Source organism: Micromonospora coriariae, from assembly GCF_900091455.1.
Taxonomy (GTDB): Bacteria; Actinomycetota; Actinomycetes; order Mycobacteriales; family Micromonosporaceae; genus Micromonospora; species Micromonospora coriariae.
On record NZ_LT607412.1, the window covers coordinates 4,070,269 to 4,096,704 of the forward strand.

At 71.9% G+C, this 26,436-nt stretch carries 29 protein-coding genes; 18 read left to right on the forward strand and 11 right to left on the reverse strand.

The features are described from left to right. Positions 1-25 precede the first annotated feature (25 nt). Both GA0070607_RS19090 and GA0070607_RS19095 read right to left on the reverse strand, forming a co-directional pair. Entirely contained in the window at positions 26-271 is a 246-nt protein-coding gene (locus GA0070607_RS19090) for a flavin reductase (protein WP_089019419.1), read from the reverse strand. Further along, positions 268-537, reverse strand: a complete 270-nt coding sequence (locus GA0070607_RS19095; RefSeq protein ID WP_089019420.1) for a hypothetical protein — start codon at positions 535-537, stop codon at positions 268-270. Before GA0070607_RS19095 ends, GA0070607_RS19090 begins: the two co-directional genes overlap by 4 nt. Before the next feature lie 280 nt (positions 538-817). Between GA0070607_RS19095 and GA0070607_RS19100 the strand changes: the two genes are divergently transcribed. From GA0070607_RS19100 to GA0070607_RS19125, 6 genes are all read left to right on the forward strand, one after another. Next, a complete protein-coding gene (locus tag GA0070607_RS19100; protein ID WP_089019421.1) occupies positions 818-1,585 on the forward strand; it encodes a DUF5753 domain-containing protein in 768 nt (255 codons plus the stop codon). Then, the gene (locus tag GA0070607_RS19105) at positions 1,582-1,776 is read left to right on the forward strand and encodes a DUF397 domain-containing protein (protein WP_089019422.1); all 195 of its coding nucleotides are present in this window, start codon (positions 1,582-1,584) and stop codon (positions 1,774-1,776) included. The genes GA0070607_RS19100 and GA0070607_RS19105 overlap by 4 nt, the downstream gene beginning before the upstream one ends. 208 nt (positions 1,777-1,984) lie before the next feature. Continuing rightward, complete coding sequence (locus GA0070607_RS19110; RefSeq protein WP_089019423.1) at positions 1,985-2,800, forward strand: ComEA family DNA-binding protein; 816 nt, start codon at positions 1,985-1,987, stop codon at positions 2,798-2,800. A gap of 41 nt (positions 2,801-2,841) precedes the next feature. Beyond that, the gene (locus tag GA0070607_RS19115; RefSeq protein WP_089021939.1) at positions 2,842-5,217 is read left to right on the forward strand and encodes a ComEC/Rec2 family competence protein; all 2,376 of its coding nucleotides are present in this window, start codon (positions 2,842-2,844) and stop codon (positions 5,215-5,217) included. A gap of 240 nt (positions 5,218-5,457) precedes the next feature. Then, positions 5,458-6,438, forward strand: coding sequence for a DNA polymerase III subunit delta (holA, locus tag GA0070607_RS19120; protein ID WP_089019424.1), 981 nt, complete (start codon positions 5,458-5,460; stop codon positions 6,436-6,438). Continuing rightward, positions 6,435-6,857: a hypothetical protein gene (locus tag GA0070607_RS19125; protein ID WP_089019425.1), complete on the forward strand. Its 423-nt coding sequence runs from the start codon at positions 6,435-6,437 to the stop codon at positions 6,855-6,857. Before holA ends, GA0070607_RS19125 begins: the two co-directional genes overlap by 4 nt. An 87-nt stretch (positions 6,858-6,944) precedes the next feature. On the opposite strand, the gene rpsT is transcribed toward GA0070607_RS19125, so the two are convergent. Both rpsT and GA0070607_RS19135 read right to left on the reverse strand, forming a co-directional pair. Beyond that, a complete protein-coding gene (gene rpsT / locus GA0070607_RS19130; protein ID WP_089019426.1) occupies positions 6,945-7,211 on the reverse strand; it encodes a 30S ribosomal protein S20 in 267 nt (88 codons plus the stop codon). Between the two features lie 185 nt (positions 7,212-7,396). Next, positions 7,397-8,383 (reverse strand): aminoglycoside phosphotransferase family protein, encoded by a 987-nt coding sequence (locus GA0070607_RS19135; RefSeq protein ID WP_231929982.1) that lies wholly within the window; start codon positions 8,381-8,383, stop codon positions 7,397-7,399. Between the two features lie 61 nt (positions 8,384-8,444). On the opposite strand from GA0070607_RS19135, the gene GA0070607_RS19140 reads away from it, so the two are divergent. From GA0070607_RS19140 to GA0070607_RS19170, 7 genes are all read left to right on the forward strand, one after another. Continuing rightward, entirely contained in the window at positions 8,445-8,981 is a 537-nt protein-coding gene (locus tag GA0070607_RS19140) for a DUF4240 domain-containing protein (RefSeq protein ID WP_089019428.1), read from the forward strand. A gap of 123 nt (positions 8,982-9,104) precedes the next feature. Next, positions 9,105-10,982 (forward strand): translation elongation factor 4, encoded by a 1,878-nt coding sequence (lepA, locus tag GA0070607_RS19145; RefSeq protein ID WP_089019429.1) that lies wholly within the window; start codon positions 9,105-9,107, stop codon positions 10,980-10,982. Positions 10,983-11,411: 429 nt separating this feature from the next. Next, positions 11,412-11,696, forward strand: a complete 285-nt coding sequence (locus GA0070607_RS19150; RefSeq protein WP_074313648.1) for a GlsB/YeaQ/YmgE family stress response membrane protein — start codon at positions 11,412-11,414, stop codon at positions 11,694-11,696. 298 nt (positions 11,697-11,994) lie between these two features. After that, entirely contained in the window at positions 11,995-12,279 is a 285-nt protein-coding gene (locus GA0070607_RS19155; RefSeq protein WP_089019430.1) for a GlsB/YeaQ/YmgE family stress response membrane protein, read from the forward strand. 233 nt (positions 12,280-12,512) lie between these two features. Next, positions 12,513-13,802, forward strand: a complete 1,290-nt coding sequence (locus tag GA0070607_RS19160; protein WP_089019431.1) for a sugar ABC transporter substrate-binding protein — start codon at positions 12,513-12,515, stop codon at positions 13,800-13,802. Continuing rightward, positions 13,799-14,785, forward strand: coding sequence for a carbohydrate ABC transporter permease (locus tag GA0070607_RS19165; RefSeq protein WP_089019432.1), 987 nt, complete (start codon positions 13,799-13,801; stop codon positions 14,783-14,785). Before GA0070607_RS19160 ends, GA0070607_RS19165 begins: the two co-directional genes overlap by 4 nt. Then, positions 14,782-15,612: a carbohydrate ABC transporter permease gene (locus GA0070607_RS19170; RefSeq protein WP_089019433.1), complete on the forward strand. Its 831-nt coding sequence runs from the start codon at positions 14,782-14,784 to the stop codon at positions 15,610-15,612. The genes GA0070607_RS19165 and GA0070607_RS19170 overlap by 4 nt, the downstream gene beginning before the upstream one ends. A gap of 34 nt (positions 15,613-15,646) precedes the next feature. Here the strand turns inward: GA0070607_RS19170 and GA0070607_RS19175 are convergent, their stop codons facing one another. Both GA0070607_RS19175 and GA0070607_RS19180 read right to left on the reverse strand, forming a co-directional pair. Further along, on the reverse strand, positions 15,647-15,961 hold the full coding sequence (locus GA0070607_RS19175; protein WP_089019434.1) for a winged helix-turn-helix domain-containing protein: 315 nt from the start codon (positions 15,959-15,961) through the stop codon (positions 15,647-15,649). Continuing rightward, a complete protein-coding gene (locus GA0070607_RS19180; protein ID WP_231929983.1) occupies positions 15,958-16,437 on the reverse strand; it encodes a hypothetical protein in 480 nt (159 codons plus the stop codon). Before GA0070607_RS19180 ends, GA0070607_RS19175 begins: the two co-directional genes overlap by 4 nt. Before the next feature lie 135 nt (positions 16,438-16,572). Between GA0070607_RS19180 and GA0070607_RS19185 the strand changes: the two genes are divergently transcribed. Continuing rightward, positions 16,573-17,208, forward strand: coding sequence for an MOSC domain-containing protein (locus GA0070607_RS19185; RefSeq protein WP_089019435.1), 636 nt, complete (start codon positions 16,573-16,575; stop codon positions 17,206-17,208). Positions 17,209-17,266: 58 nt separating this feature from the next. On the opposite strand, the gene GA0070607_RS19190 is transcribed toward GA0070607_RS19185, so the two are convergent. From GA0070607_RS19190 to GA0070607_RS19205, 4 genes are all read right to left on the reverse strand, one after another. Continuing rightward, positions 17,267-18,178, reverse strand: a complete 912-nt coding sequence (locus GA0070607_RS19190; RefSeq protein ID WP_089019436.1) for a hypothetical protein — start codon at positions 18,176-18,178, stop codon at positions 17,267-17,269. A gap of 127 nt (positions 18,179-18,305) precedes the next feature. Then, complete coding sequence (locus GA0070607_RS19195; protein ID WP_089019437.1) at positions 18,306-19,208, reverse strand: phytanoyl-CoA dioxygenase family protein; 903 nt, start codon at positions 19,206-19,208, stop codon at positions 18,306-18,308. 223 nt (positions 19,209-19,431) lie between these two features. Then, on the reverse strand, positions 19,432-20,286 hold the full coding sequence (locus GA0070607_RS19200; protein WP_408630840.1) for a hypothetical protein: 855 nt from the start codon (positions 20,284-20,286) through the stop codon (positions 19,432-19,434). Between the two features lie 132 nt (positions 20,287-20,418). Further along, positions 20,419-21,204 carry an enoyl-CoA hydratase-related protein gene (locus GA0070607_RS19205; RefSeq protein WP_089019439.1) on the reverse strand — a complete coding sequence of 262 codons (786 nt, stop codon included), beginning with the start codon at positions 21,202-21,204 and terminating at the stop codon, positions 20,419-20,421. A gap of 19 nt (positions 21,205-21,223) precedes the next feature. Here GA0070607_RS19205 and hemW point away from each other — a divergent pair, with 19 nt between their 5' ends. Then, on the forward strand, positions 21,224-22,447 hold the full coding sequence (gene hemW, locus GA0070607_RS19210; RefSeq protein WP_172899203.1) for a radical SAM family heme chaperone HemW: 1,224 nt from the start codon (positions 21,224-21,226) through the stop codon (positions 22,445-22,447). Between the two features lie 101 nt (positions 22,448-22,548). Here the strand turns inward: hemW and GA0070607_RS19215 are convergent, their stop codons facing one another. Further along, positions 22,549-23,184 carry a DUF4870 domain-containing protein gene (locus tag GA0070607_RS19215; RefSeq protein ID WP_172899063.1) on the reverse strand — a complete coding sequence of 212 codons (636 nt, stop codon included), beginning with the start codon at positions 23,182-23,184 and terminating at the stop codon, positions 22,549-22,551. A gap of 199 nt (positions 23,185-23,383) precedes the next feature. Between GA0070607_RS19215 and hrcA the strand changes: the two genes are divergently transcribed. The 3 genes from hrcA to GA0070607_RS19230 all read left to right on the forward strand — a co-directional run bounded on the left by hrcA (position 23,384) and on the right by GA0070607_RS19230 (position 26,383). After that, positions 23,384-24,406 carry a heat-inducible transcriptional repressor HrcA gene (gene hrcA, locus GA0070607_RS19220; protein ID WP_089019441.1) on the forward strand — a complete coding sequence of 341 codons (1,023 nt, stop codon included), beginning with the start codon at positions 23,384-23,386 and terminating at the stop codon, positions 24,404-24,406. Positions 24,407-24,479: 73 nt separating this feature from the next. After that, entirely contained in the window at positions 24,480-25,625 is a 1,146-nt protein-coding gene (gene dnaJ / locus GA0070607_RS19225) for a molecular chaperone DnaJ (protein ID WP_172899204.1), read from the forward strand. Between the two features lie 23 nt (positions 25,626-25,648). After that, positions 25,649-26,383, forward strand: coding sequence for a 16S rRNA (uracil(1498)-N(3))-methyltransferase (locus GA0070607_RS19230; RefSeq protein ID WP_089019443.1), 735 nt, complete (start codon positions 25,649-25,651; stop codon positions 26,381-26,383). The last annotated feature ends 53 nt before the right edge of the window (positions 26,384-26,436 follow it).

A 26,436-nucleotide genomic window follows, 5' to 3' on the forward strand; every position in this document is an offset into this window, starting at 1 on the left:
CCCTGGGTTGGCTCGCGTGCTGGCGTCAGCGGACACGAGCCCAGTCGACGAAGCGGTCATCGAGGTTGGTCGGCCGGTTGCTCGGGTTCAACGCGCTGAGGTCAGCCGCGGCTTCCTCCTGAAGGGCCGCCAGGTGAACCAGCAGCGCCGGGCGGTCATCGCGGTACTCGCCGAGGAGACGCAGCTTCGCGGCCGAGCAGGGCCAGGCGATTCCGCAGGTCCGGCAGCGCCACGAGGGCTTGATCACGGGGTGTTCCGAGCGGCCGGTCATCCGCCGACCTTCACCAGGAGGCGACGTTCCGGAGCGAGCGACCGGGGCACCACCCACTGCGCACCCACTGGCATGAAGTACAGGGATCGTCGGTCCAGTGCCATCCCGTCCGGCCTGAGCCGGTAGGCGTCGATCCACCGCCAGCCGTCGTACGTGATCCAGTCCAGGACCCGGATGACCCGGACCGTGATGGGCCGTACGAACTGCGGGCTTGCCGCGCGGGTCAGGAGCAGGACGTCGCCGGACTGAATCTTGCGCAGGGTCATCGCGCCTGCCGGCGACGGCGCCGGAGGTCGCACCGGTGGTGGGTTCGCCTGCTTTGGCTGTGGTTTGTCGTTCGGCACGGTCTTCCCCTGAACGCTGTTGGGAAGGGGCCGCCCCTGTGAGTGCTCGCCATCGGGGCGGCCCCGCTACGAACGCGTCCGCCGGGTTCGGGTTCCCTGCCGGCCGCGCCGTCTACGAAGCACCTTGCCGAGAGCGATGGGATCAGTACACAACGTTGATGTATGGTGCCGTGATGTCCGGGACGTCCACAGGGGAGGTGGGATGAACCACGTACTCCAGGCGGCGATGGCTGAGGCTGGGCAGACTGCGGAGAGTCTCGCAGGCCAGACCGGCGTAGATCCGAAGACGGCAGCGCGATGGATCTCGCCGGGACGTGTGCCTCAACCTCGTCGACGCGCACAGGTGGCCGCGATCCTTGGAAGGGACGTTAGTGACCTATGGCCCGATGTCCTGAAGCGACGTGAGCCCCAGTGGTTGCGCGAGTGGGTTGACTGGGAGCGCGAGGCGCTCGCACTGCGCTGGTTCGAGCACACCTGGAGACCAGGAATGCTTCAGACCGAGGCGTACGCGCGGGCGACGCTCGCGGGGGAGGCCCTAACCCCAGCCGAGGTCGACGAGTTGGTCGCCTCACGTATCGAGCGTCAGGCAGTCCTTCGCCGGGAACGCCCGCCGCTACTGACGACCGTCATCTTCGAGGGCGTGCTGTACCAGTCGGCGTATGGCAACCGCGAGCTGATGCGCGAGCAGGTCCAGCATCTTTCCGAGTGTGCAACCCTCACTGCGGTGCAGGTGCACGTCGTGCCCAAGGACGTCGGCATGTATCCGGGGCTTGGTGGGGGATTCATCATCGCCGAATTGCCCGGCGGTGAACACGTCGCTCACGTCGACAGCCAAGCGTCAGCGCAGATCCTTAATCAGGCTGCGGACGTTGCTACGCTCAGTCGTAGGTGGGAGCGCATCAGGGGCGAGGCCCTCTCCCGAACCCAGTCTCTAAACCTGATCAGGGAAGCGGCAGGATCATGGACATGACCGGTGCGCGGTGGCGCAAGAGCACGAAGAGCGGCAACAACGGTGGCTCGTGCGTCGAGGTCGCCGACAACCTGCCCGGCGTCGTGCTCGTCCGTGACACGAAGGACCGTGACGGCGGAACGTTGACCTTCGGGCCGGCGGCCTGGCAGAGCTTCGTGAACCTGGCCAAGGGGATCGACACCGCAAGCTGACCAGACGCAAGCACAAGCCCCGGTCACCCGTGATGGGTGTGCCGGGGCTCAGTTGTTGCAGGTCACGTTTCTCGTCGCACCAGGCCCGCCGTGCGCTGACCCATAGCACAACCGGGCATGATCAGGGCTTTGTCCACAGTGGCGTCGGTTGTCCACAGGGCGATGCCAGCGCACCCCGCCAGGCCGTCCGTCGCCATAGCGTCGCGCTGTGTCGCACGACGAGGAGACAGAGGTACGCCTGCGCCGGCTGACGGCAGAGCCGGTTGGCGCGCCGCCGCCCCCGGCCGAGGCGCCGCCGGCGGGCGTACCTCTGTTTGGCGCGCTGCCACCCGGGCCCGGGGTGCCGCTGGCGGAGCCGGAGGCGGACGTACCCCCGAGCCAGCAAGGCCCTGCGGCGCGGCTGTCCGGGCCCGGGGCGTTCGACCCCGGGCGGCGCGGCGTGCGGGCGCTGGCGGTCGTCGCTGTCGTGGTGGTGCTTGCCGCCGCCGGTTGGGCCTGGCGGTCCCGGCCGCACGCGGAGCCGGTCGCCCCGCTGGCAAGCGAGGCCGCGCCGGCCACTCCGGCGGTTGACGCCAGCGCGTCCGGCGCGGCCGAGGTGGTGGTGGCGGTCGCGGGCAAGGTCCGCAAGCCGGGTCTGGTGCGGTTGCCGGCGGGGGCCCGGCTCGCCGACGCGGTGCAGGCGGCCGGGGGCGCGCTGCCGGGCGTCGACGTGGCGCTGCTCAACCCCGCCCGCAAGGTCACCGACGGGGAGCTGATCGTGGTCGGGGTGACGCCACCGCCACCGCCGGCCGGTGCGGCCGGGCCGGCGGCGGGTGGGGCGGCACCGGCCGCCGGGCCGCTGAACCTCAACACCGCCACGCTGGCCCAGCTCGACGCGCTGCCCGGGGTGGGGCCGGTGCTCGCCCAGCGGATCCTCACGCACCGCGATCAGCACGGCGGGTTCAAGTCCGTCGGTGACCTACGCCAGGTCGACGGAATCGGCGACGCACGCTACGAGCAGCTCAAGGACCTGGTGACGGTGTGAACACCCACGTCGCAGCCGGTGACCGGTCGCCGTCGGCCGGCCTGAACGCCGGCCAGACGCAGACCCAGCCGCCGGACCTGCGGCTGGCCGGGTTGGCTGTGGCCGCCTGGCTCACGGCGCTCGCCGGCCTGCACATCGGTGCCCGTCCGCTCCTGCTGGTGGCCGGGTCGGCCACCGGCCTGACGGCGGTCGGCGCCCTGCACCTGCTCGGCCGCCTGGGCCGTCCGCGGGCCGCCGTCCGTCGCTATGGCTGGATCGCCGTCGCGGTCGGCCTCGGCGTGGTCTGCGGCGGCGCGGCCACCGCCGCCCGGCTCGTCGTCCGGGACGCGCCACCGATCCGCGCCCTCGCCGAGCAGCGCGCCCCGGTCACCGCCGACCTGATCGTCCGGGACGACCCGCGCCCGATCCGGTCCGCCGGGCGTCCGGGCATGCTGCTGGTGCCGACCGAGCTGGTCCGGCTCACCGGGCCGGACGACCGGCCGGTCCGCGCGTCCGTGCGGCTGCTCATCCTCGCCACCGATCCGACCTGGCGAGGGCTGCTGCCCGGGCAGCGCCTCACCGCCGAGGGGCGGCTGGGCGTCCCGCGCGGCGGTGACCTCACCGCGGCGGTGCTCAGCACCAACGGCCCACCGGTGCGGCACGGCGTCTCGTCCTGGGCTCAGCGCGCCGCCGGGACGCTGCGTGCCGGGCTGCAACGGGCCTGCGCGCCACTGCCCGACGAGCCCGGCGGCCTGCTGCCCGGGCTGGTGGTGGGAGACACCAGCAGGTTGCCGCCCGCAGTCGAGCAGGACTTCCAGGCCACCGGCATGACCCACCTCAACGCGGTCTCCGGGTCCAACGTGGCCATCGTGGTCGGCGCGGTGCTGCTGCTCGCCCGGTGGGCGCGAGCCGGCCCGTGGCTCGCCGCCGGTCTCTGCGGGGTGGCGCTGGTGGGCTTCGTCATCCTGGTCCGCCCCTCGCCAAGCGTCGTGCGGGCCGCCACGATGGGCGCGATCGGGCTCGCCGCGCTCGCCGCCGGCCGTCCCCGGGCCGCGCTGCCGGCGCTGGCCGCCGCCGTCACCGTGCTGGTGCTGGCCGACCCGGAGCTGGCCGGCGATGCCGGGTTCGCGCTCTCCGTGCTGGCCACCGGAGGTCTGCTGCTGCTCGCGCCCCGCTGGCGGGACGGGCTGCGCCGCCGGGGCGTACCGGCCGGGCTGGCCGAGGCTCTGGCCGTGCCGGCGGCCGCGCAACTGGCCTGCGGGCCGGTCGTCGCCGGCATCTCCGGCACGGTCAGCCTGGTGGCGGTGCCGGCCAACCTGCTTGCGGTGCCGGCCATCGCGCCGGCGACCGTGCTGGGCGTACTGGCGGCCACCGTGTCGCCGCTCTGGCCGGCGGGCGCGGAGTTCGTCGCGTGGCTGGCGAGCTGGCCGGCCTGGTGGCTGGTGGTCATCGCCCGGCAGGGCGCCCACCTGCCGGCCGGCAACCTGCCCTGGCCGGGCGGGGTGTGGGGTGCCCTGCTGCTGGCCGGGCTGACCCTGGCGCTGCTGGTCGCGGTGCGCCGTCCGCTGGTACGCCGGCTGGTGGCGGTGGTCGCCGTCGCCGCGCTGCTGGGCTCCCTCCCGGTCCGGCTCGTGGCCGTCGGCTGGCCGCCGTCCGGCTGGGTGGTGGTGGCCTGCGCGGTGGGTCAGGGCGATGCGCTGGTGCTGCCGGTCGCCTCCGGCCGGGCGGTGGTGGTCGACGCCGGACCGGAGCCGGCGGCGGTGGACGCCTGCCTGCGCCGGCTCGGCGTACGGGAGGTGCCGCTGCTGGTGGTCAGCCACTTCCACGTCGACCACGTGGGCGGGGTGGCAGGGGTGTTCCGGGGACGCCGGGTGGGTGCCGTGCTGACCCCGCCATCGACGGATCCGGAGAGCGGCCGGGAGCTGGTCCGGTCGGCGGCGACCACCGGGCGGGCCGCGCTGCTGACCACCGTCGCCGGTGCCCGCCATCCGGTCGGCCGGGTCGACCTGCTCGTGCTCGGTCCGCCGTACCCGCTGGCGGGGACCAGGTCCGACCCGAACAACAACTCCCTGGTGCTGCTCGCCACGGTGGCCGGGGTACGGATCCTGCTGCCCGGCGACGCGGAGACCGAGGAGCAGCACGCGGTGCTGGCGCGAGCGGCGCCGGGGCAGCTGCGCGCGGACGTGTTGAAGGTCGCCCACCACGGTTCGGCCTACCAGGATCCGGGCTTCCTCGACGCGGTTCGGCCGGCCGTCGCGCTGGTGCCGGTGGGCACCGGCAACACCTACGGGCACCCGAATCCGGGGCTGCTGGCCCGGCTCGGCAGGGGCGGCGCCCGGGTGTTGCGGACCGACACCGACGGTGATCTGGCGGCGATCCGTGCGGGGGCGGGCCTGGCGGTGGTCCGCCGGGGCGTACCGCCGGGTCGACGCTCCTGAGACGACGTCTCGACACCAGGTCGCTGATATCGCGGTATCACCGACGCCGGACACCGCGATATCGCTGACCTCGTGTGGATCAAGCGAGGGCGCCGACCCGCCCCGCCTCAAACCCGATTGGCGGGGTGACTCGCGGATTGTATGACGAATTGATGTTAATGTCGGGATTTGCACTGAGTGCGGGCTCCGCCGACCGAGCGGCGAATGACCAGGCACGATCCCGCCGTGGACCGTGCGAATATGGGCGACGTGACCCCCGCCAGCCTCGCCCCCATTCTGCTCGTCCTCGGTGATGAGGAACTCCTCGCCACGCGAGCGGTGACCGAAGCTGTCGCGACGGTCCGCGGCGTCGACCCCGACGTGGACGTCCGCGAGTATCAGGCCGGTGCGCTCACCGTCGGCGAGATCGCCGAGATGCTCAGCCCGTCGCTGTTCGGCGGGCGGCGGCTGCTCATCCTGCGTTCCGGCCAGGACGCCCGCAAGGACCTGGTCACCGCCCTGTTGGCGTACGCGAAGAACCCCGACCCGGAGGTCCAGCTGCTCGTGCTGCACCTGGGCGGCGCCAAGGGCAAGGCGTTCGCCGACGGGCTGCGGGCTGCCGGCGCGACCGTGGTCCCGGCGGCCAAGCTCAAGGGGCACCGCGACCGGGTGACCTTCGTCCGCGACGAGATCCGACGGGCCGGCGGCAGGTGCACCGACGACGCCGCCGAGGCACTGATCGCGGCGGTCGGCAACGACCTGCGCGAGCTGGCCGCCGCCTGCTCCCAACTGATCGCCGACACCGACGGCCGGATCGGCGCCGACACCGTGGCCCGCTACTACCGGGGTCGGGTCGAGGTGACCGGCTTCACTGTCGCGGACGCCACAATGGTCGGGGACGTGCCGGCCGCGCTGGAGGCACTGCGCTGGGCCCTGCACGTCGGGGTGGACCCGGTGCCCATCGCCGACGCCCTGGCCGACGGGGTGCGCACGGTGGCCCGGGTGGCGTCGGCCGGGCGGGGTAGCCCGTACCAGCTCGCCAGCAGCCTCGGCATGCCGGCCTGGAAGATCGAGCGGGCGCAGCGGCAGGGGCGCGGCTGGACACCGGAGGGGCTCGTCCGGGCCATGCAGGTCGCCGCCGAATGCAACGCGGCCGTCAAGGGCGGCTCGGACGACCGGGCGTACGCCCTGGAGCGCGCTGTCTTCTCGGTCGCGGCGGCCCGGCAGGGCAGCACGCGGTGACGGGGCCGAACCGTACGGCGTGGGCCACCATCCCCGCCGACGAGGAACGTTACCGGCCGCTCTACGCCCGGCTCCTCGGCCTGCGGTTCGTCAACCCCGGCGGGGTGCTCTGTTTCCTCTTCTTCGAGGGCACTGTCGCGCTGGCCGTACTGCTCGCCCTCGCCGAACTGGTCACCTGGTGGGCCGTGCTGGTGCTGCCCGCCGTGGTGGCGGTGATGGTGAAGCTCAACGACATGGTGGCCGCGATCGTGGTGCGTTCCGCGGCGCTCGTGCCGGAGCAGGAACGGGACCGCTTCCGCCGGCAGATGGAGCCGGTGGTCGGCCGGGCCCGGGTCGAGTGGATCTCGCACACCGTCCCCGGCGTGGTGATCAAGGCCGATCCGGTGCCACCCAACCGCCGCACCGACCCGTCAGACTGACCGGGGGCGGAGAGGTGCCCGCGGGTGGACACACGGAAGCCCCGGACCGGGGTCCGGGGCTTTCCGAATCAGTCTGACGGCGAGTCGTCAGGCGGAGAGCGACACCACGCGCTTGGCGATCGCGGACTTGCGGTTCGCGGCCTGGTTGGAGTGGATCACGCCCTTGCTGACGGCCTTGTCCAGCTTGCGCGAGGCATCCTGCATCAGCGCGGTGGCCTTCTCGACGTCACCGGCCTCAGCAGCCTCGTTGAACTTCCGGACGGCGGTCTTCAGCGACGACTTGACCGACTTGTTGCGCAGCCGGGCCTTCTCGTTCTGCCGGTTGCGCTTGATCTGGGACTTGATGTTCGCCACGCGACAGCCTCGTCTTGATAGCTCGGGTTGGTCAGCTTAGGTGCGCGGGATGACGAACATGCGTCATCGCTGCGCGAAGAGCCAGGTTACCAGGTCGCCCGGGACGAGCCAAAACGGCTCGACCACCGCGCGGCCGATCCCGGCCCGCCGAGGGCCAGACTACGCCCCCGCGTGCTCCGGCTGAGTCACCGCCAGCCCTGGCGGTGGGCGAGCCAGTCGAGCGCCTGCTCGCCACTCCACAGCTGGTGCGCGGGCAGGTGCGGCGAGGCCGTCGGCGGGGCGGCGGAGGCGCCGGTGAGGAAGTAGCCGGCCAGCGCGGCCAGGGTGGCGTCCAGCGCGTCCGGGGGTGCGCCCGCGGCCACCGGGTGGGCGGCGAAGATCCGGTCCGCGTCCAGGCCGCTGGCGTACGCGGTGAGCAGCAGGCCGGCCAGATCGAACCAGGCCGGCCCGTGACAGGCCCAGGTCCAGTCGCAGAACCAGGCCCGGCCGTCCGCGTCGATGAGGATGTTGTCCACCCGCAGGTCACCGTGGGTCAGACCGGTCGCCCCGGCGGCGTACCCGGGGAGGCGGGACTCCAGCGCCACCAGTTCGGGCAGCCGGCCCCGCACGGGCTCGGGCAGCGCCGGCGGTGGCTCCCGGCCGGCGGCGACCTCCTCCCACCAGAGGATGTCCGACCGGGCCAGGTCGGCCAGGTCCGGCAGGCCGAGCGCGGCCAGCCCGGCCGGCGGGTCGGCCAGCGCGGCGGCGATCTCGGCGTACCCGGTGAGCGTGGCGTCCAGCTCGGCCGGCGCCCAGGGCAGCCGCGGTGTGTGTCCGTCGACGGCGTCGGTGCAGAGCACGAACCAGCCGGCCTCGTACCGGGTCCACCGGGGGCGGGGCGCCGGCAGGCCGGCCGGCAGCCGGTCGAGGATCGCGGCCTCCCGAGCGTACGAGTCGACCAGGTGTGGTTGCTCGACGGCGGACGCGGCCTTCACGAAGGCCCGGCCGCCATCGGCGGTGGCGAGCACGGCGGCGAAGCCCCGGGTGAAGCCCGCGCCGGCGACCCGGGCGGTGACCACCGGCGCGCCGAGCCGGTCGGCGATCGCGGCCCGCAGCGCCGCCGGCAGCGCCGGCCAGGACGGGCGCAGCGCGCTCGCGTGGTACGGCACCGGGGGCAGCGGGGTCGGGGACACCCCACCATGCTGCCCCGGGGTACGTGCACAGCGCGCGGCGACACTGCCAGACTGCCAAGCCATGAGGACCGAGGACTTCTGGCAGCTGATCGACGAGGCGCGGGCCGGCGGCGGGGGAGAGCCGGGCCCGGTGGCCGCCCGTGCGGTGGCGCTGCTCGCCGCACGCGGCCCGGAGGACATCATCGGGTACGCCCGGCACCAGACCCGGGTGTTGGCCGCCTCGCACAAGGCGGATCTGTGGGGGGCCGCGTACCTGATCAACGGCGGCGCGTCGGCGGACGGCTTCGAGCACTTCCGGGGCTGGCTGATGGCCCAGGGCCGGGCGGTCTTCGCCCGCGCGGTCGCCGACCCGGACTCGCTGGCCGAGCTGCCCCAGGTGCGGGCCGCCTCGCTGAGCGGGGAGGAGTTCTCCGCCGAGCCGATGCTGGCGGTGCCCTGGGACGCGTACCGCAAGGCCACCGCGTCGGAGCTGCCCGCGGAGCGCGAGCCGGTGCGCGCGCCGGACCTCAACGACTTCTGGGACTTCGACGACGAGGAGGAGGCCCGTCGACGGCTGCCCCGGCTGGCCGCGCTCTTCGTGGAGCCGCCGGTGGAGTGACGGCGCGGGCGCTTCGCCGGCGTTCCATCGCCCGCGCAGCGGGGGCACCCCGGCGGCGTGGGATCATAGAAGGGGTCGGCGTCGCGCCGGCCTGCTCACGTCAGCCGATCAGAACGGACCGCTGTGCCACCGACGCCCGATTCCGCCCGGAACGCTCCCGGTGCCACCGACCCGGCAGTCATCCGGAACTTCGGCATCATCGCCCACATCGACCACGGGAAGTCCACCCTGGCCGACCGGATGCTGCAGCTCACCGGCGTGGTCGACCCCCGGCAGATGCGCGCGCAGTACCTGGACCGGATGGACATCGAGCGCGAGCGCGGCATCACCATCAAGAGCCAGGCCGTCCGGATGCCGTGGACCATCCGCGAGGGTGAGCGGGCCGGTGAGCACGCGGTGCTCAACATGATCGACACCCCGGGGCACGTCGACTTCACCTACGAGGTGTCCCGGTCGCTGGCCGCCTGCGAGGGGGCCGTGCTGCTGGTCGACGCCGCGCAGGGCATCGAGGCGCAGACCCTGGCGAACCTCTACCTGGCGCTCGAGAACGACCTGCGCATCATCCCGGTGCTCAACAAGATCGACCTGCCGGCGGCCCAGCCGGAGAAGTACGCCGAGGAGCTGGCCCACCTGATCGGCGGCGACCCCGCCGACTGCATCCGGGTCTCCGGCAAGACCGGCGAGGGCGTGCCGCACCTGCTCGACGAGATCGTCCGGCAGTTCATCCCGCCGACCGGCGACGCCGAGGCGCCCGCCCGGGCGATGATCTTCGACTCGGTGTACGACGTCTACCGCGGCGTCGTCACGTACGTCCGGGTCATCGACGGCCGGATCAGTGCCCGGGACCGGATCAAGATGATGTCCACCGGGGCGGTGCACGAGCTGCTGGAGATCGGTGTCATCTCGCCGGAGATGGTGAAGGCCGAGGCGCTCGGCGTCGGCGAGGTGGGCTACCTCATCACCGGCGTGAAGGACGTCCGGCAGTCCCGGGTCGGTGACACGGTCACCATCAACAGCCGGCCGGCGGCCGAGGCGCTGGGTGGTTACAAGGACCCGAAGCCGATGGTCTACTCCGGGCTCTACCCGATCGACGGGTCCGACTACCCCAACCTGCGCGAGGCACTGGACAAGCTCAAGCTCAACGACGCCGCGCTGGACTACGAGCCGGAGACCTCCGGCGCGCTCGGCTTCGGCTTCCGCTGCGGCTTCCTCGGCCTGCTTCACCTGGAGATCATCCGCGAGCGGCTGGAGCGCGAGTACAACCTCGACCTGATCTCCACCGCCCCGAACGTGGTCTACCGGGCGATCACCGACGACGGCGAGGAGATCGTCGTCACGAACCCCAGCGAGTACCCGACCGGCAAGATCGCCGAGGTGTACGAGCCGGTGGTCCGGGCCACCGTGCTGACGCCCAACGACTACGTGGGCGCGGTGATGGAGCTCTGCCAGGGCCGGCGTGGCAGCCTGCTCGGCATGGACTACCTCTCCGCCGACCGGGTGGAGCTGCGCTACACGCTGCCCCTCGCGGAGATCATCTACGACTTCTTCGACCAGTTGAAGAGCCGGACCAAGGGCTACGCCTCGCTGGACTACGAGCCCTCCGGCGAGCAGGCGTCCGACCTGGTGAAGGTGGACATCCTGCTGCACGGCGAGCCGGTGGACGCGTTCAGCGCCATCGTGCACAAGGACAAGGCGTACAACTACGGCGTCACCATCGCCGCCAAGCTGCGCACCCTGATCCCGCGCCAGCAGTTCGAGGTGCCGATCCAGGCCGCCATCGGCAGCCGGGTCATCGCCCGGGAGACCATCCGGGCGATCCGTAAGGACGTGCTCGCCAAGTGCTACGGCGGTGACATCAGCCGGAAGCGCAAGCTGCTGGAGAAGCAGAAGGAAGGCAAGAAGCGGATGAAGATGGTCGGCCGGGTCGAGGTGCCGCAGGAGGCCTTCATCGCCGCCCTCTCCTCCGACTCCGGCGACGGCAAGACCGCCGGCAAGAAGTGACACCGGCGCCGGTGCGCCGGCGCTGATCGACGAACACGGCCGGTGCCCCGGCCGGGCCGGTCGCGACGACCGATGGCCCGACGGGGTACCGGCCGTCGCCGTGTCCCGGCCGACGGCCCTGGCCATGTCCTCGCCGGCTGGCGGTCCTGGCAACGTGCCGACCCGGCCGGAGGGGGCGCGCTGGCGACTGGCGACTGGCGACTGGCGGAGATTTTTTTCGGGCCGCACCCGGTGGTGGGTGGCCGCCACGACAGGGCCGGTGACCTGTGTGGACGTGCCCCGTGCCAATCGACGCAGCCGTGGCGCATTGACGCTGACCGTTTGGCTCCGCGGATGAGTCGGTTTGGATTTTCGGCGCCTCGGGCACTTAGCGTTCACGACAGGAAACACACAGAGCGTGTGTCAGACATTGTTTGAAGGAGGGCGACCGTGGAGCTCACCGTGTGGGGCATTATCACTGCGCTTGTTGTTGGTCTCATCGTCGGCGCGCTGGGCCGCCTGGTCGTCCCGGGCCGGCAGAACATGCCGATGTGGCTGCACATGCTGATCGGTGTCGGCGCGGCCCTGCTGGGCACCGTGCTGGCGCGGGCGATCGGCATCGCGACCGAGACCAACGGCATCGACTGGGGCGAGCTGCTGGTGCAGGTCGTCGTGGCCGCGATCGCGGTCGCGCTGGTGGCGGGCGTGGGTCGCCGCCGCAGCGTCACCCGATAACACCCGGCATCACCCGCACCACCGCGACATCTCGAAGGGCGCCCGACCTCCCGGTCGGGCGCCCTTCGGCGTTCACCGCGCATGCCCGCCTTGATCCACTCCATGTCGGCGATCTCGGCCGTTCCCGTGGCCGCGATACCCCGATGTCGCCGATCTCGTGTCGATCAAGTCCCTGTCGTCCTGGTCGTGATCGTCTGGTGGGCAGAGTCGGTTTGGATTTTCGGCGGGTCGGGAACTTAGCGGTCACGACAGGAAACACACAGAGCGTGTGTCAGACATTCTTCGAAGGAGGGCGACCGTGGAGCTCACCGTGTGGGGCATCATCACTGCGATCGTTGTCGGTCTCATCGTCGGGGCCCTGGGCCGCCTGGTCGTCCCGGGCCGGCAGAACATGCCGATCTGGCTGCACATGCTGATCGGTGTCGGCGCGGCCCTGCTGGGCACCGTGCTGGCGCGGGCGATCGGCATCGCGACCGAGACCAGCGGCATCGACTGGGGCGAGCTGCTGGTGCAGGTCGTTCTGGCGGCCATCGCGGTCGCGCTGGTGGCCGGCGTGGGCCGGCGCCGCAGCATCACCCGATAACAACCCGGTATCACCTGGCGGCACCGCACGACTGGACAGAGCGCCCGGCCCTCGGCCGGGCGCTCTTTCGTGTGGGAGTGCCCGACTTCGGCCCGATGCCACAGCGCCTTTCGCCGCCCCCCTGCGGTACGGTCGCCACGCTTCCGCCAGCACGCCCACTGTCGTAAAGGAATTCTTCGTACTAAGGTGCGGCGGAGAAGGTTAGTTCCAGGCGGCGCGAGGGGAGAAGTGGCGTGAACAGGTGGAAACGGCTGGCCCCGGTCACCGCCGTGGTGGCCTCGGCCGCGATGGTGCTGACCGGTTGCGGCGGGGGCTCCGGCGACGACGCGGCAGACGACAGCAAGCTCACGGTCTGGATGATGGGCGAGGGCGGGGACGCGCAGAACACCTTCCTCGACGGGGTGGAGACCGAGTTCCGGCAGAAGCACCCCGACACCGACGTGGTGGTGCAGTACATCCCCTGGCTCGAGGCGCCCAAGAAGTTCCAGGCCGCGCTCGCCGGCGGTGAGGGACCGGACATCACCGAGCTGGGTAACACCGAGACCCAGGGCTGGGCGGCCCAGGAGGCGCTCGCCGACGTGAGCGGCCGGATGGGCGGCTGGGCCGACGGCAAGGACCTGCTGCCCGACCTCGTACGCAACGCGCAGCTCGAAGGCAAGCAGTACGGCGTGCCGTGGTACGCCGGCGTGCGGGCCATCTACTACCGCACCGACTGGTTCGCCGAGGCGGGCGTGCAGCCGCCGAAGACCTGGGACGACCTGGTCAGCGTGGCCAAGACCGTGCAGGCGAAGAAGCCGGGCACCTTCGGCATCGCCCTGCCGGGCAACTCCGAGCTGCCCTTCTACTCCTTCCTCTGGGGCGCCGGCGGCGAGATCGCCAGCAACCAGGGCGGCACCTGGAAGTCCGGCTACACGACGCCGGAGGCGCAGCGGGCCGTCAAGTTCTGGACCGACATGGTGACCGTCCACAAGGTGGCCCCGCCGGCCGCCGCGGGCTGGAACGAGATCGACGCGCGTACCCAGTTCGCGACCGGCAAGGCCGCGATGGCCTTCGCCGGCAGCTGGCAGCAGGGCGCCATCAAGAAGGACAACCCCGAGATCGAGAAGGTCTGGGGTACGTTCCCGATCCCCGGTCCGGACGGCAAGGCGGCGCCCGGTTTCGCCGGCGGGTCGGACGTGGCGATCTGGAAGGACAGCGAGCGCCAGGACCTGGCCTGGGACTACCTGACAGTGCTGCTGAACAAGAAGAACGCCCAGAGCTTCGCGAGCAGCCTCGGCTTCTTCCCGGTCTACAAGGACCTGGTCGCCAGCGACACGTACACCAACGACAAGGTGATGGCGGCGTTCGCCACCACCATGCAGAACACCAAGCTCACGCCGCTCACCCCGAAGTGGGTGGAGGTCAGCCGGACCAAGACGGTGACCCAGGCGATGAACAGCTCGGTCATGAAGGGTCAGAAGACGGTCGAGAAGGCCACCGCCGACGCGGCCGCTGAGATGGAAAGCATCCTCAACGCCAAGTGACCGCGCTGACCGAGGTGCCGGGGACGGCCGCCGCGCGGGAGACCCCCGCGCGGCGGCATCGCCGGGTCGACCGCCTGCCGTACCTGCTGCTGCTGCCCGCGCTGGCGATCATCGGGGTGCTGCTGCTCTGGCCGCTCGGCCAGGTCGTGGTCATGTCCTTCTACCGGCTGAACAGCGTCCGGCAGTTGCGCGGCGACCGGGAGTGGCCGTGGGTGGGGCTGGGCAACTACGCCGACATCCTCTCCGATCCGTTCTTCCTGACCGTGCTGCGCAACACGGTCCTGTTCGCCGCGGCCAACGTGCTGCTCACGATGGTCCTCGGCACCCTGGTCGGGCTGCTGCTCAACCGGCTCGGCCGCAAGATGGCCACCTTCGTGGCCAGCTGCGTGATGCTCGCGTGGGCGACCCCGGCGCTGACCGGGACGATCGTCTGGAAGTGGATCTTCGACGACACCAGCGGTCTGGTCACCTGGCTGTTCAACGCGCTGCCGGACGGCCTGTCCAACGCCCTGTTCGGCCACAGTGACTGGACCGGCTACGGCTGGTTCAACTCGCCGGTGCTCTTCTTCGCCATCCTCACCCTGGTGGTGGTCTGGCACTCGTTCCCGTTCATCGCGGTGAGCGTGCTCGCCGGCCTGAAGAGCGTGCCGAGCGAGCTGCACGAGGCCGCCCGGGTGGACGGCGCCGGCCCCTGGCGGGCGTTCTGGAAGATCACCTTCCCGCTGCTGCGCCCGGTCTTCGGGATCCTGATCGTGCTCTCCACGATCTGGGACTTCAAGGTCTTCACCCAGCAGTTCGTGCTGGCCGGAGGCACCCAGGACCGGCCGACGTTCATGCTCTCCATCTACTCCTACGCGGAGGCCTTCTCGCCGCCGCCGAAGTACGGCCTCGGTGCGGCGATCGCGGTGATCCTCACGTTGATCCTGCTCCTGGTCACCGGCTTCTACGTACGGATGGTGCTCAGGCAGGAGGACGAGTCGTGAAGAAGATCGCCCTCAACGGGGCCGGGCTGCTGGTCGCGCTCTTCGCGGCGTTCCCCGTCTACTGGATGATCTCCACCTCGCTGAAGCCGAGCAAGGAGATCTTCTCGTCCACCCCGCAGCCGGTGCCGACCCACCCGACGCTCGCGCACTACCGGGAGATCCTGACCGGCAACCTGATCCCCGGCGTGAGCTTCGCCGACTTCTTCCTCAACAGCGCCCTGGTCGCGGTCTCGACGGTGGTGCTCAGCGGCCTGGTCGCGCTGCTCGCCGCGACCGCGGTGGCCCGGTTCCGGTTCCGGCTGCGGACCAGCTTCCTGATCATGCTGCTGATCGTGCAGATGATCCCGCTGGAGGCGCTGGTCATCCCGCTGTTCCTGATGATCCAGCGGCTCGGGCTCTACAACACCCTGCCCAGCCTGATCCTCACGTACCTCGGTTTCTCGCTGCCGTTCGCGGTCTGGATGCTGCGCGGCTTCGTCGCGGCGGTGCCCAAGGAACTGGAGGAGGCTGCCGCCATCGACGGCGCCAGCCGGGCCCAGATCTTCCGGCGGATCCTGTTCCCGCTGGTCGCACCCGGCCTGGTGGCCACCAGCATCTTCTCCTTCATCACCGCGTGGAACGAGCTCATCTTCGCGCTGACGTTCATCAACGACCAGAGTCGGTACACGTTGCCGGTGGCGATGACCTTCTTCTTCGGCCGGGACGACACCAACTGGGGCCCGGTGATGGCCGCCTCCACCCTGTTCACCCTGCCGGTCATCATCTTCTTCCTGCTGGTGCAGCGGCGGATGGTCTCCGGCCTGGTCGCCGGCGCCGTCAAGGGCTGACCTGCCGGCCGCGCACCATCGCCGGCGCCGGTGGTCAACCGCCGGGCAGGACGGTGAGCCCCGACCGGGCGACGATTTCCTGTAACGCCGCCACGTGCCCGTCGAACGCCGCCCGGCCGGCCCGGCTCAGGGTCACCGAGGTACGCGGGCGCTTGCCCACGAAGCTCTTGCGGATCTCCACGTATCCGGCCTGCTCCAGCGTGGTGAGCTGCTTGGACAGCGCCGAGTCGGAGAGCCCGAGATGCTCGCGCAGGTAGCGGAACTCCGCCCACTCGGTGGCCGCGAGCAGGCTCACCAGGGACAGCCGGGTCGGCGCGTGGATCAGCTCGTCGAACCGGGCGGTGCTCACCGGCCGCCGCCCAGCGGTCGGGTGGTCATCATCCGGCGAAGGTAGCGCATCAGTGGCTCCCCGGTGGCGGTCATCGCGCCGCCGGCGATCGCCGTACCGACCGTCGCGGGCCAGCTCAGACCGACCGCCTCGGCGGTGAACCCGGCGCCGACGCCGAGCGCGACCAGGACGAGCGCGTAACCGGCGATGACGGAGGCCCCCCGTACGCCGATGATGTGTTTGTGGACCTGGGCGCGGTGCCGCGCCACGAGCAGGCCCACGACGGCGGCCAGGCCGATCGCGTACGCCACCGACCCGACCGCGACCAGCCACGGCCGGTGGCTCTCCACGGCGGCGGTGAAGGCCACCATGAGCCCGCCCACCGCGGGCCAGTACCAGCCTGGAACGAGGGCGGCTGCGACAGCCTGGTCGCGGCGGGCGTGGATCTCGGCGAGCGCGTCGGCGGCCGATGCGGGAGTGATGCCAGGCTCGGTCACGGCTGCTCCTTGAGTAGAAGGCAAACACTTGCCTGTTAGGCAAGTAGAACACTGCCTTGCCTAACAGGCAAGTACTTTCCTCTTCGGGCGCGAGGTGGCGCTCCCGGGCATCCACGCGCCGTTAGGCTGACGGCCATGACGGGCAGGGTGGCAGCGGTGAACCTCGGCAGGGTGACCGAGGCGGAGTGGGCGGGCGACGCGAGCGGACGCAGCGGCATCGACAAGCGGCCGGTGGACGCGCCGGTGGCGTTCCGCGTCGACGGAGTGGTCGGCGACTTCATCGGCGAGCGAGCCCACCACGGCGGTGAGGACCAGGCGGTCTACGCCTACGCGGAGGAGGACGCCGCCTGGTGGACGACCGAACTGGGGCGGGACATCCGGCCCGGCGGCTTCGGCGAGAACCTCACCACGTACGCGGTCGACGTCACCGGCGCGGTGATCGGTGAACAGTGGCAGGTCGGCTCCGCCCTGCTCCAGGTGACCAAGCCCCGAACGCCGTGCACCACCTTCGCCGGCTTCTGGGGCGTACCGGATCTGATCAAGCGGTTCACCGTCCGGGCACTGCCCGGGGCCTACCTGCGGGTGCTTCGCGAGGGGGAGGTGGGCCCGGGCGACCCGGTGGAGGTGGTGGACCGGCCCGCGCACGGGGTGACCATCGGCGAGGTGTTCCGGGCCACCAGCCTGGAGCCGGAGCTGTTGCCCCGGCTGCTTGACGCAGAGGACCTGCCGGAGTCGATCCGGGAGAAGGCCCGCCGCCGGCTGGGGCGCTGACGACCCGCCGACCGGAGGCACCGGTGGGGTCGGCCGGTGCCGGTCACCGACGCGGCGGTCACCGCACCAGGACGTCGTCGATGTGGGCGGTGGTGCCGCCCCAGGCGGCCAGCGTGAGCTTCCCGCAGCCGGCGCTCTCCGTCTCGGCGAACTGGCCGGCCGGGATCCCGTCCACCTTCACAAAGTAGGTCGAGCCCCGCGCCGAGACCACGACGTGGCGCGTCTGGCGCAGGTCCGCGACCGGGTATGAACCGCCGCCGACCCCACCGACGCCCGGCGTCGGCAGGGACGAGAACTTGGCGATGAAGGAGCCGTCGGAGTCCCGGTAGAGGATGATCGCGTCGCCGGTCGCCTGGTCGTTGTCGAGCCCACCGCGGGGGAGTACGGCCAGCCCGTAGTAGTCGACAGTGCCGGCGCCGAGCCGGACGTCGAACTCGACAGTGCCGTCGCACACCATGTGGTCCTTGAGGTAGGCGCCCCACTGGCTGTCGATGCTGTCCGGTGTGTCGATCCGCAGTGCTGTTCCCTCGGCGACCATTGTGAATGGCCCGTGGGTTCCGCCGAAGCGCTGGAAGTTGCTCGCGGCGACGTACGGCGACCGTGGTGGTTCCTTCTTGGCGCCGGTCTTCTGTGGGCCGGCGCTTGATTTCGTGGTGGATTCCGGAGTCGCCTTCGGACTGGTCGACGGCCGGGCCGACGCGGTCGGCGTGGGCGTGGCGCTCGCGGAGGCCGGCGGCGCCATCGTGGGGACCTGCGCCGGCACGGTCGCGGTGTCGGCCCGGGGCGGGGAGGACAGCCCGTCCGGCAGGCGGCCCTCCAGGAACGTGAAGATCGACGCCGCCACGAGGAGCAGCGTGAAGATTCCGACGACCCATCGCCCGCTCAGTTTCTGCGGTCGTTTGATCCAGTTGCCGACGACGCCGAGGGCCACTCCGAGAACAAGCAACGTCAGGGCGATGCCGTCGGTCATGCGCCACAGGGTACGGGCTGCCTATCGCTGTGCCCTCCAACTGTCGGCTAGCCGAAGCAGCACACCCGCGTTAAAAAGGGCCCCTTGTTATGCATGAAGCGATAACAAGGGGCCCTTCCTTACGTCGTCAGCGGAGCCAGGGGACGCTGCGGTCCAGCAGGCCGCGCTCCTTGAGCTCCTTGCGCAGCGGGATCTCGTCGTCGACGTACCCGTCCCAGTTGATGCCCCAGTAGTTCGCGGTGTGGGTGCCCTCACCGATCAGCTGGCGCTGCACCGGCGTGCGGTTGCGGTACCACTCGCCGTCCAGGTCCGGGTGCAGCTCGTCCAGCGGGCGGATCCACCGGTAGGTGTAGCCGACGAAGAGCATCTTGCGGGTGATGGACGACAGGTTCGTCGACCGCGAGTGCCACTGGCGGCGGTCGAAGATGAAGGCGTCACCCGGGTTGGCGGTGATCTCCACCGTGCCCTCCGGGTCGGGGTTCTGCACGGTGAGGTCCGCCGGCCGGGGCAGCGAGTTCTTCAGGTGGCTGCCCGGGATGACCTTGGTGGCGCCACGACCGGTCTCGGAGAGGTCGGAGAGCACGTACGCGACCTTGAGCGAGAACATCGGCCGGGGCAGGTTCGGGTCCATCGTCTCCGGGTCGGAGTTCTGGCGGTACCCGTCCTGGTGCCAGCCCCAGTACGGCTTCTCCGGCTCGAGCGCCGGCGGGGTGACGTCCAGGTGGTTGTGGTGGGTGTAGATGTTCCAGCCGGCCAGCCCCCACATGTACGGGAAGGCGATCGGGTGGGTGAGCAGCTCACCGAAGAGCTCGTCGCGCTCCAGGAAGCCCAGCAGGTGCAGCGTGCCGTCCTTCTTGGTGTTGCCCTTGGCCTGTTCCTCCGCGTAGACGCGGTCGACCGCCGCCTCCAGCGCCGCCCGGTGATCCTCGGTCAGGACGTTGCGCAGCAGGAGAAAGCCCTGCTCGTGGAACTCCTTGCGGTCAGTCTCGCTGATCGGTTCGTAGCCGGTCCGGTCGCCGTAATCGAACACCGCGTCGTACCCCTCCCCATGAGGTGAAACCCATTTGCTGGCACAGGCCGCCGATCGTAACGCGCACAACTCGGCATTGGGGAGGGCCAGCGGTGCGGGCGGAAGCCGACCGGACTGCACGCAGCGGAACCATCACAGATGGTCAGATTCGCGCGATCAATAGCGCTGTCTGTGAGGCGTTGCCCGATTGTGCGGTGACTGGCGGTTGCGGGATCAGGGCGCGTCACCCCTCGGCGAACACCTCGGCCACCACCTGACCGGCGGGGCCCTGCTCGCCGCTCACCCGCCCCCAGGTGCCGGCCCGGGCCGTCCACTCCAGGCCCCCGAAACGCACCCGCTTCACCCCGTGGTCCTGTGCGTGCGAGACCAGCCAGTGCGCATACCGCCAGCCGTCGCGCTGGTCGCCCGCGGCCACCGAGAGCCCGGTCTGGTCCGCCGGGTCGGTGCTCGACACCCCCCAGTCCAGCACCAGGTTGCGGGTCAACTGGGCGGCCGCCGTCGCGCCGCGCATCACCGGGGTACGCCCCACCGAGCAGGCGACCGCGCCGGTGGCGTCGCCCAGCAGCGCCCGGCTGAGCACCTCGGAGTCGTCGGCCCACTTCTGGTACGCCTCGGGGAACGCCGAGCGCTGCACCCGCTGGGCGGCGTCGGTGACGCGCATCGACTCCCAGCCGCGCACCTTCTTCAGCGCCGCGTAGAACCGCTTCGCCGCGTAGCGCGGGTCGCGGATCTGCTTCGGGGTGCCCCAGCCCTGGCTCGGGCGCTGCTGGAACAGGCCGACCGAGTCACGGTCGCCGTCGGCGAGGTTGCGCAGCCCGGATTCCTGGTACGCCGTGGCCAGCGCCACCACCACGGCGCGCTCGGGCATCCCGCGCTGGGCGCCGATCGCCGCGATGGTCGCCGCGTTGGCCATCTGGTCGGCGTCCAGGGCGACCCGACCATCGGCCTGGACCGTGCAGGTCCGCGACGACAGCGGCAGTCGCAACTCATTCCCGACCTGCCGCATGACGAGCCAGATTGCGATCACGGCGATGAGGACGAGGACCACGCCACCCGCCACGGTTGCCCGAGTTCGCACCCACACCCCCAGATCGACAGTCCGACAAGCGTACGTCCCCGTTGGCGTCGTCCGGGTCGTCCGACCGATTCACGCTTGAGGGGTGCGGGGAAGGTCAGGGTGGTGTTCCCCGCCGTCTCCAGGACAAACCGACTAATCCGTGGCGGGTACCCAGCTGGCGTCCCGCTTCTCCCGGAACGCGGTGACCCCCTCGCGTCCCTCGTCGGAGAGGAAGTACCGGGTCGACAGAGCGGACAGCCGGGCCAGCTCGGCGCGCAGCTCGGCGGTGCCCGGTCGGCGCAGCAACTCCTTCGCGCCGGCCAGCGCGCCGGGCGCGCCGCGCACCAGCGAGTCGCAGTACCGGCTGACCGCCGCGTCCAGCCCGTCCGCCGGGACAGCGGCGGTGACCAGGCCGATCTCGGCGGCCCGTCGCCCGTCGAAGGTGTCCCCGGTCAGGTACAGCTCGGCGGCGGCGCGCGGGTGCAGCCGGGGCAGCACGGTCGCCGAGATCACCGCCGGGATCACCCCGATCCGTACCTCGGTGAAGGCGAACGTCGCCTCGTCGGCGCAGACCGCCAGGTCGGCGGCCGCGATCAGGCCCAACCCGCCGGCCCGCGCCGGCCCGGCGACCCGGGCCAGGACCGGCTTCGGGCACTCCCAGAGCGCGGCGAGCACGTCACCCAGCATCCCGGCCGGCACCGTCCCGCTGGCGTACGCCGCGGCGGTCTCCTTCAGGTCCGCGCCCGAGCAGAAGACCGGACCGGTGTGGTCGAGCACGATCACCCGGACCGCGTCGTCGGCCACCGCCCCGGCCAGCCCGGCCAGCAGCTGGGTCATCAGCCCGGTGGAGAGCGCGTTGCGGTTGTGCGGGCTGTCCAGGGTGAGGGTGGTCACCCCGCGGGCCGTGGAGACCCGCACGAGGACGTCGGGAGAGGTCATGCCGGGCACACTAGTGGCCATGCCCGGCGTCCTTCCAGATGGTGAGACCGTCCCCGTCGACGGATCGTTGCCCGCCACCGCCACCACCGCGGTCGGCGCGCGCGGCTTCGGCGTGTACGTCCACGTGCCGTTCTGTGCCAGCCGCTGCGGCTACTGCGACTTCAACACCTACACCGCCGCCGAGTTGGGCGGCGGCGCCAGCCGCGAGGGGTACGCCGACACCGTGCTGGCCGAGCTGGCGCTCGCCGCCCGGGTGCTCGGCGACAGCCCACCGCCCCGGGTCGACACCGTCTTCGTCGGCGGTGGCACGCCCACCCTGCTCCCCGCCGACGACCTGGCCCGCATCCTCGAGGGCATCGACCGCACCTGGGGGCTGGCCGCCGACGCCGAGGTGACCACCGAGGCCAACCCGGAATCGGTCACCCCGGAGTCGCTGAAGCTGCTGCGGGCCGCCGGCTACACCCGGATCTCGCTCGGCATGCAGTCCGCCTCCCCGGGGGTGCTGGCGATCCTGGACCGCAAACACAGCGCCGGTCGGGCCACCGCCGCCGCCCTGGAGGCGCGCGACGCCGGATTCGAGCACGTCAACCTGGACCTGATCTACGGCACCCCGGGGGAGCGGGCCGAGGACTTCGCCGCCTCGCTGGAGCAGGTGGTCGCCGCCGGGGTGGATCACGTCAGCGCGTACGCCCTGATCGTGGAGGACGGCACCCGGCTGGCCGCCCGGATGCGTCGCGGCGAGCTGCCGTACCCCAGCGACGACGTCGCCGCGGACCGCTACCTGGCCGCGGAGGCCGCCCTCGACGCCGCCGGCCTGTCCTGGTACGAGGTCTCCAACTGGGCCCGCACCGACGAGGCCCGGTGCCGGCACAACCTGCTCTACTGGACCGGCGCCGACTGGTGGGGGCTGGGCCCCGGGGCACACAGCCACGTCGGCGGGGTGCGCTGGTGGAACGTCAAGCACCCGTCGGCGTACGCCCAGCGGCTGGCCGCCGGCGCGTCACCCGGCCTCGCCCGGGAGGTGCTCACCGCCGACGAGACGCACATGGAGGAGGTCATGCTCCGGCTGCGACTCGCCAGCGGGCTGCCACTGGCGGTGCTCGACGCCACCGGCCGGGCCGGCGCCGAGCGGGCGCTGGCCGGCGGCCTGCTGGCCGCACCGGAGTACGCGGCCGGCCGGGCGGTGCTCACCCTGCGCGGCCGACTGCTCGCCGACGCCGTGGTGCGCGACCTGCTGCCCTGAGCCGGCGCGCCGCCGCCGGTCGGACCGACGGCCGTCGGCAGTCGGGCGCCGGTCGACCGACGGCGGTGCACCGGGCCGGCCGGGGGAGCGGCCGACCCGGGTCACTTGATGAAACTGGCCGACATCGGGTAGCGGTAGGGCTGGCCCTCGTTGGCCTTCATGCCGGCGATGATCCCGAACAGGATCTGGATCACGACCACCGCGATGCTGGGCAGGAAGAGCAGGCACCAGCTCACGAAGAGCAGCACGAACGCGATGATCGACCAGAGGATCTGGAAGTTCAGCGCGGCCAGGGCGTGCGCCCGGACGGTCGGCGACTGCTGACCGCGGGCCAGATAGGCGATCAGCGGGGCGACGAAGCCCAGCGGGCCGAAGCTGATCAGCGCGCCGGCGGCGCCGCCGAAGTGCGCGACCAGGGCCCAGGTCTTGTCCTCGTTGCTGGCGTAGCCGCCGCCGGGGCCGCCGTAGGCGCCGCCGGTCGGATAGCCGCCAAGGGGATAGCCCCCCGGTGGCGGGTAGCCACCGGGCGGAGGGTAGCCGCCCGACGGCGGTTGGTCACCGGTGGGCGGCGGATAGCCACCGGCCGGGGGATAGCCGCCCGGGCCGGGTGCCCCGGACAGTGGTGCGGTGGGTGGCTCGGCCGAGGAGGCCGGGCCGGGAGCGGCCGGCGGGTAGGTCGGCTCCGGCGGCTGGTCGCCGGGGTCTCCCGCACCGGGAGGGCGAGGTGGTTCAGTCATGGATGTCACGGTAGGGGCCCGTGGCAACGCCGCACCAGAGCGACACCGCCGGGCCGGCTTGGCTGAACGGACAGCGACCGCCTTGATCATCGCGCTGGCGGGCACGCCGACGTAGACTGGCACTCGTTACAGTCGAGTGCCAGTACGGCCCGCCGGCTCCGCCGTGCCGGCGGCCGACGTGCGACAGGAGGTGCGGAGGATGGGTCTCGACGACCGCAAGCTCGCCGTGCTCCGCGCCATCGTCGAGGACTACGTCTCAACCCAGGAGCCGGTCGGCAGCAAGGCGCTGGTCGAGCGGCACCAGCTCGGCGTCTCCCCGGCCACGGTCCGCAACGACATGGCCGTGCTGGAGGAGGAGGGCTACATCCGGCAGCCGCACACCAGTGCCGGCCGGGTGCCCACCGACCGCGGCTACCGACTCTTCGTTGACCGGCTGTCCCGGGTCAAGCCGCTCAGCCCGGCGGAGCGCCGGGCCATCGAGCGCTTCCTGGTCGGCGCGGTCGACCTCGACGACGTGGTGCACCGCACCGTACGGCTGCTCGCCCAACTGACCCGGCAGGTGGCCGTTGTGCAGTACCCGAGCCTGGCCCGCTCCTCGGTGCGTCACCTGGAGCTGGTGCCGATCTCCACCACCCGGCTGATGCTCGTCATGATCGCCGACACCGGCCGGGTGGAGCAGCGGCTGGTGGAGCTGCCCGGGCCGGTGCACCCCGACGACGTCACCGACCTGCGCCGACTGGTCAACGAGAAGCTCGCCGGCGCCCGGCTGTCCGACACGCCGCCGCTGGTGCAGGCGCTGGTCGAGGAGGCGCCGCCCGAGCTGCGCCCGGCGATGACCACGCTCTCCACCGTGCTGTTGGAGACGCTTGTCGAGCGGCACGAGGAACGCATCGCGCTGGCCGGCACCGCCAACCTCACCCGGGGCGGCCTGCTCGACTTCCAGGGCTCGCTGCGGCCGATCCTCGAGGCGCTGGAGGAGGAGGTCGTGCTGCTCAAGCTCATCGGCGAAACCGAGCCGAGCACGACCCGGGTGCTGATCGGCGACGAGAACGAGTTCGACAACCTGCGCGCCGCCTCGGTGGTCAGCACCGGGTACGGCCCGGGCGCCACCATCGTGGGTGGCCTGGGGGTGCTGGGGCCCACCCGGATGGACTACCCCGGCACCATCGCCACGGTGCGCGCCGTGGCACGCTACGTGGGCGAGCTGCTGGCCCAGAACTGACCAGTCAGGGCCGACGGCCGGCTGCGGCCGCCGACCGGCGCAACGCGAGACGAACATGAGGACACGGAACGCAGTGGCCAGGGACTACTACGGCATCCTCGGTGTGAGCCGGGAAGCCTCCGACGACGAAATCAAGCGCGCCTACCGCAAGCTGGCGCGCCAGTTCCACCCGGACGTCAATCCGGACCCGGAGGCTCAGGAGAAGTTCAAGGACATCAACGCCGCGTACGAGGTGCTCTCGGACGACCGGAAGCGGCAGATCGTCGACCTCGGCGGCGACCCGCTCGCCCCGGGTGGCGGCGGCGCCGGTGGCCCGGGCGGTCCGGGCGGCGCCGGCCCGTTCGTCGGGTTCCAGGACATCATGGACGCGTTCTTCGGCGGCGCGGCGGGTGGCGCGCGCGGCCCGCGCCCGCGGACCCGGCCGGGCGCCGACGCGATCCTGCGGCTGGAGCTGGACCTGCACGAGACGGCGTTCGGCGTCGAGGCGCCGATCACCGTCGACACCGCCGTGCTCTGCACCACCTGCTCCGGCGCCGGCACGGCCGCCGGCACCCACCTCGCCACCTGCGAGGCGTGCGGTGGCCGGGGCGAGGTGCAGTCGGTGCAGCGCACCTTCCTCGGCCAGGTGGTCTCCGCCCGGCCGTGCACCGTCTGCCAGGGCTACGGCACCACCATCCCGCACCCCTGCCCCACCTGCGCCGGCGACGGCCGGGTGCGCACCCGCCGCTCGCTGACCGTCAAGATCCCTGCCGGCGTCGAGGACGGCATGCGGATCCGGCTGGCCCAGCAGGGCGAGGTGGGCCCGGGTGGTGGCACCGCAGGTGACCTCTACGTGGAGATCCACGAGCGGCCGCACGACGTGTACTCCCGCAAGGGCGACGACCTGCACTGCCGGGTCACCGTCCCGATGACCGCGGCGGCGCTGGGCACCCGGCTGACCATCAAGACGCTGGACAGCGAGGAGACGGTCGACGTCAAGGCCGGCACCCAGCCCGCCAGCACGCTGCGGCTGCGCGCCCGGGGCGTGCCGCACCTGCGCGGCACCGGCCGGGGCGACCTCTACGTGCACCTGGACGTGCGGACGCCGACCAAGCTCGACCCGGACCAGGAGAAGATGCTGCGCGACTTCGCCAAGACCCGGGGCGAGGAGGTCGCCGAGCTGACCAAGCAGGGCGGCTTCTTCTCCCGGATGCGCGACGCGTTCAACGGTCACGCCTGACCGGCACGACTAGCCTGATCATCGTGTCCGCCCCGCTGTTCCTGGTCGAGTCGCTGCCCACCGCCGACACGATGACCCTCGACGGTCCCGAGGGGCATCACGCCGCCACAGTGCAGCGGCTGCGGGTCGGCGAGGAGTTGCTGCTCGCCGACGGCCGGGGCGGCACGGCCGCCGCCGTGGTCACCGCCGTCGGCCGGGGCAGCCTGGAACTCACGATCACCTCCCGGGGGTACGCGGACGCGCCCGTACCCCGGCTGGTGATCGTGCAGGGCATCGCCAAGGGCGACCGGGGTGAGCTGGCCGTGCAGGCGATGACCGAGGTCGGGGTGGACGAGATCGTGCCGTGGGCGGCGACCCGCTCGGTCACCCAGTGGCGCGGAGACCGGGGCGTACGGGCCCGGGAGAAGTGGGTGGCCACGGCCCGGGAGGCGGCCAAGCAGGCCCGCCGCCCCTGGCTGCCGGTGGTGGCCGGGGCACCGGACGAGTCGACCGCCACGGTGGCCCGCCGGATCGCCGGTGCCGCCGCCGGGTTCGTGCTGCACGAGGAGGCCGACGAACGGCTGACCGTCGCCGAGCTGCCGTCGGCCGGGGAGATCGTCCTGGTGGTCGGCCCGGAGGGCGGCATCGCCCCGGCCGAGCTGACCGCTTTCCGCGAGGCCGGTGGCCGGCCGGTCCGGCTCGGCCCGGCGGTGCTGCGCACCTCCACCGCCGGCGTGGCCGCGCTCAGCGTGCTCGCCACCCGCCTCAACCGCTGGTAACCAGCCGCCGCCGCGCCTCTTCCCCGCCCCTCCCCACCCCCCGCCCCCGTCCC

Coding starts and splice junctions, on each gene's coding strand:
- GA0070607_RS19090 (WP_089019419.1), bottom strand. CDS start 271: ATGACCGGCCGCTCGGAACACCCCGTGATCAAGCCCTCGTGGCGCTGC.
- GA0070607_RS19095 (WP_089019420.1), bottom strand. CDS start 537: ATGACCCTGCGCAAGATTCAGTCCGGCGACGTCCTGCTCCTGACCCGC.
- GA0070607_RS19100 (WP_089019421.1), top strand. CDS start 818: ATGAACCACGTACTCCAGGCGGCGATGGCTGAGGCTGGGCAGACTGCG.
- GA0070607_RS19105 (WP_089019422.1), top strand. CDS start 1,582: ATGACCGGTGCGCGGTGGCGCAAGAGCACGAAGAGCGGCAACAACGGT.
- holA (WP_089019424.1), top strand. CDS start 5,458: ATGGGCGACGTGACCCCCGCCAGCCTCGCCCCCATTCTGCTCGTCCTC.
- GA0070607_RS19140 (WP_089019428.1), top strand. CDS start 8,445: ATGAGGACCGAGGACTTCTGGCAGCTGATCGACGAGGCGCGGGCCGGC.
- GA0070607_RS19185 (WP_089019435.1), top strand. CDS start 16,573: ATGACGGGCAGGGTGGCAGCGGTGAACCTCGGCAGGGTGACCGAGGCG.
- GA0070607_RS19190 (WP_089019436.1), bottom strand. CDS start 18,178: ATGACCGACGGCATCGCCCTGACGTTGCTTGTTCTCGGAGTGGCCCTC.
- GA0070607_RS19205 (WP_089019439.1), bottom strand. CDS start 21,204: ATGACCTCTCCCGACGTCCTCGTGCGGGTCTCCACGGCCCGCGGGGTG.
- hemW (WP_172899203.1), top strand. CDS start 21,224: ATGCCCGGCGTCCTTCCAGATGGTGAGACCGTCCCCGTCGACGGATCG.
- GA0070607_RS19215 (WP_172899063.1), bottom strand. CDS start 23,184: ATGACTGAACCACCTCGCCCTCCCGGTGCGGGAGACCCCGGCGACCAG.
- hrcA (WP_089019441.1), top strand. CDS start 23,384: ATGGGTCTCGACGACCGCAAGCTCGCCGTGCTCCGCGCCATCGTCGAG.